At 60.6% G+C, this 4,048-nt stretch carries 3 protein-coding genes; all 3 read left to right on the forward strand.

What is annotated here, in order from left to right:
* On the forward strand, positions 1–1,909 hold a 1,909-nt coding region (locus WAW39_RS25720), incomplete at its 5' end, for an EndoU domain-containing protein (RefSeq protein ID WP_422322020.1).
* Between the two features lie 9 nt (positions 1,910–1,918).
* On the forward strand, positions 1,919–2,308 hold the full coding sequence (locus WAW39_RS25725; protein WP_422322021.1) for a hypothetical protein: 390 nt from the start codon (positions 1,919–1,921) through the stop codon (positions 2,306–2,308).
* A gap of 1,023 nt (positions 2,309–3,331) precedes the next feature.
* The gene (locus WAW39_RS25730) at positions 3,332–3,952 is read left to right on the forward strand and encodes a hypothetical protein (RefSeq protein WP_422322022.1); all 621 of its coding nucleotides are present in this window, start codon (positions 3,332–3,334) and stop codon (positions 3,950–3,952) included.
* Positions 3,953–4,048: the final 96 nt, after the last annotated feature.

A 4,048-nucleotide genomic window follows, 5' to 3' on the forward strand; every position in this document is an offset into this window, starting at 1 on the left:
CGCCCAGCAGCGCGACGGGCCGGTGACATTCACCACCGTGGATGCCGAAGGCCTCGAAGTCACCCCGCCACCGCCCGGCTCACCGCCACCGCCACCGCCGCCAGGCCCCGGCATCCCCATCACCCCCATTGAGGTCGAACGCCGCGCAGCCACCGCCGCCCCTTCTTCACAGCAAACAATACCACAACCTACCACCCTAGACGCTTCCGGCTCCGGCAAGCCACCCCAACCCGCCGCCCCGGACGGCCAGCCGCCACAAAAGCCCGGCACCGCCCCTTCTTCACCCACCGGAATACCAGATAATACCACTCCTAGCACCGCCGCGGCGCCTCCCGGCATGGAGCCGTCCAAAGAGGCGGCCTCAGCCGGCCCGGTCATGACGATGGAAAACGGCGGCCAGGTGCTCGACACCATCGATCGTCTCAAGGCCAAGGAGAAAAACGGCGCACTCACCAAGGACGAGCAGATCGAGCTGCACCATAACGAAAACATCCTCGCCCGCACGCAGGCCACCAATCTGGAGGCCAAGCAGAAAGCCCTCAGCAAACTGCCCACGCCCCGTGAGCTTCATTCCACCGAGCTCGCGGCCCTGGCAAAGGCCAAAGCCATGCTGGCAAGACCCTGGCCCGGCACAGCCCCCGCCACCACCACCCAGTCCAGCAGCGGCAGCCTCCCGCCCGGAGACACCTCCACCACCCACGGCGTCACCCCGCCCACAGGCAGCTCAACCGCCACCAGCAGTCATGCAGGCACGGGAAACACCACCGGCACGACAGCCACCGGCAGCACCACCTCCACAGCCAGCTCCGGTGACACCCCCGCCCCCGGCAGCGGCACCCACACCACCAACGGCGTCACCGCGCCTCCGGTCGGCTATGGCAACCCAATACCAGAGGATACCACACACTCCGAACACATCGACCTCGCAAAAAAGCGGGTGGAGAACCTCGGAAAAATCGCCGCCAAGCGCAAGCTCAACCCCCATGAGCAGGACATCTATGACAATGCCCTCCGCGTCCGCGACCGCGACCGCAACGCTCCCGCCCAGACCGGCGACCGCAACAGCCCACTGCCCGAAGGCAGCCGCGATACCGCAAACCCGAACGACCTCGCCATGTCCGGCGACGAAGACGCGCTCATCCCCGTCACCCCAGACGGAGAAGACGCCCACCTCGATGCCGCTGCAGACACTCCTCCTGCGTCCGCCAATGCTCAGCCCGCCAATGCCATCGGCAAGCCGATCAACGGACCCAGCACAGCGAACCCAGACGCCCCCACAGCGACCGCAGCCCCTCCCACACCTTCGCCTCCGGCTGGGCCAGCGAGTGCGCCACAGACAGCAGGCACTTCGTCCCCAGTTCCCTCAAACCCGCCACACGGAAACCCACCCACAACAACTACCGCGACCAGCGTCCCGGCTGCTCCTCCAGCGAGCAGCAATGCAGGCACCGCTTCAACTGCCAACAGTGGACCTTCACCTAGTGCTCCAAGTCCTGCCACTCCCGTAGCGCCTTACCCACCCATCGATCATGACCACGTCATTAAGGCAGAATTCAACAAAAAAGGAAAAGCTACAGGCGGGCATAGCCTCCTCAATGGAGACGTTCGAATTGTTCCTGGAACAGAACTCCCGCCCAATGCACATGGAGTGTATCAAGCAGGAGTCGAGATGAAAAAGAAGGACGGCACATGGGTGGCGAAGAAATCGAACAAATCGATCAATACCATGTTTCCAAAAGACTGGACGGCAGAACAGATCCGGGCAGAGGTTCAAGGAGCATGGGAAAGTCCTCACAAGGTGATCGATGCCGTTGATAACTCCTGGTCATCTGTATCACCTGCAGGCGTCAAAATCGAAGGCTACATTGATATCACCAATAACCGCATCACTGCTTACCCACTATATTAAATTTTATCTATGAAAATAAAAATGTTTTACATGAAGGGAATGAGGGCGAAGGCACGTGCCATCGGGCATGAGACTGACCCTGAAAATCGTTACAACAGATATGTGGGCGGCTTTTTGTGGTCAGAACTCAGTTCTCCACAAATGTGCCAGATGTTTCTACGAGCTATGGACGAAATCGCCGAGCAAGGAGGAGATGCAGAAGAAACTTTTAACGACAAAGCTTGGGGGGCAGACATCAGGCCGGCGACGGTGCAAATTTGGTCAACCATGAGGGATGACTGGGTGGATACGTTTTCACACAACGAAATCCGCCGCGCTGTAGAAGGCTGGATGAAGCTTCTTCAAATGCCCGACTCACCGGAAAGCCAGGTCATCGTGGATCTGGGTGGTGAGAAATGATTCAGCTATCCTGAGCAGGAACAAACCACGGCAGCCGACCGTCAGATCCTCCCTCCGTCCAACAACGGTCAACCACCGTCAACTTCCCCGTCTCTTCCCCCGCCCACCACAGCGCCCAAGAGCCCCGAGCAGTCTCAGCGACTCATCAACAACGTCATGAACCGCCCGGCCGAGCAGCGCGGCCACCCTCAGGTGCAGTCAGACGTGGCCCAGGCCCGCGACGTGTTGCATGACCACGTGCAGAAGCTGGAGAACCAACCAGAGCCCCTGAGCGAGGCACAGAAAAAGGAGCTGACAGACGCCAAGGCCACACTCTCCCGCCTGCCCGGTGACAAGCCAGCATCCACCCCCGAAAGCACCCGGCGTCCAGAATCGGCAAACCGCCCGCAGGCAGAGGCTCCAGAAGGCGCGCCCCGCCCGCACGGAGAGGTCGATGCCGACGCCCCTCCTGCCGCTGTTGATCCCAATCGTGCCCCACACACAGACCCGGATGCCGAGGCTCCACGCCGCCGCGGTGAATCCGACGAACAACGGATACATCCCGCAGAGACACAGCCGGACGGCTCGCGGCCCACGAGGACACTGCCCGGGGATGCGGCCTCCCCACGCGGATACGACTCGACACCCACTCCCCCATCCAGCAGAAACAGTCCAGACGGTCGCTCACTGGAACCTTCTTACCCCAGTCCGGCACGAAACAGCAGCCCCGCGATAAACGCCACTGATACCACGCCCTACCATCCGTCCACATCAGCGGATTCCCAACCTGCCACAAACTCTCAGCTTGCAGGCCGTACGGCCAACGGGAACACACCTGATCAACCTCAGAACGCCGCAGCCAACCCGGGCGCGCGTCCCACAGACAACTCCCGCCCGCCCTCGCCCAACACCTCAGGAATCCTGCCCGCACCAACAGCAAGCGACAGCCCGCCATCGTCCCCTTCTCGCACCTCTCTCCCGCCGCCCAGAACGCCGCCTCTGAGCCCGGACCAGTCGCAGCGCCTCATCGACAACGTCTCCAAAATGTCCCCCGAGGCCCGGCAGCACCCGCAGGTGCAGGCAGATGAGGCGCAGGCGCGGAGCGTGGTGGCTGGCAACGGGCAAAATCTCGAAAACCAGCACGGCCCGCAGAGTGAGGCACTGCACAAGGAATTCGCCGCACCCCATACGCAGACCAGCCCAAAATCACAGGACGCGCAACCTACCCACGATACCCCTATCGAAGAGCATTCACGGGGTCGAACCAACGACTCCGGCTATAAAAACGACAGAAGTGCCACGGACTCAATTGTCGCATCCAATCAGAAACTGGCAGCAGATGCACCTCAACGACGATCCGCCCCAAGTTCTCATGTCCGCATGAACTTTCATGATTCGCATAGTGAAACCATGCGCCAGGCAATGCTGCTCGCAGATCATGCACACGATGCCGAAGGCATGAGACCAGTGAAGATGACCACCACAACGGGGGTCGGCAAAGATGGCAGACCAACGAGTGGAGTTTACCGTCCTGCTCATTTTCCTTATGATGCCGAGATTGGAGTGTCGCGTGACTCTGCCCACCCCATCATGACTGCACTGCATGAATTCGGTCATCATTTGAGACATCACTTGAATGAAAATGATTTCAATAGTGTGATATGAGGTGGACCCCGTTCTTCGGCCAGGATTGCGTGAAGTTAAGCTATGATGCTCACGGCTGGGAGTGGTGATGGTTCGTGTCTCTGGGATCGCTTAGCA

The organism is Prosthecobacter sp., assembly GCF_049294395.1.
Taxonomy (GTDB): Bacteria; Verrucomicrobiota; Verrucomicrobiia; order Verrucomicrobiales; family Verrucomicrobiaceae; genus Prosthecobacter.

What these genes read in the sequence shown, in the direction of transcription:
- WAW39_RS25725 (WP_422322021.1), top strand. Translation starts at nt 1,919, where the DNA reads ATGAAAATAAAAATGTTTTACATGAAGGGAATGAGGGCGAAGGCACGT.
- WAW39_RS25730 (WP_422322022.1), top strand. Translation starts at nt 3,332, where the DNA reads ATGTCCCCCGAGGCCCGGCAGCACCCGCAGGTGCAGGCAGATGAGGCG.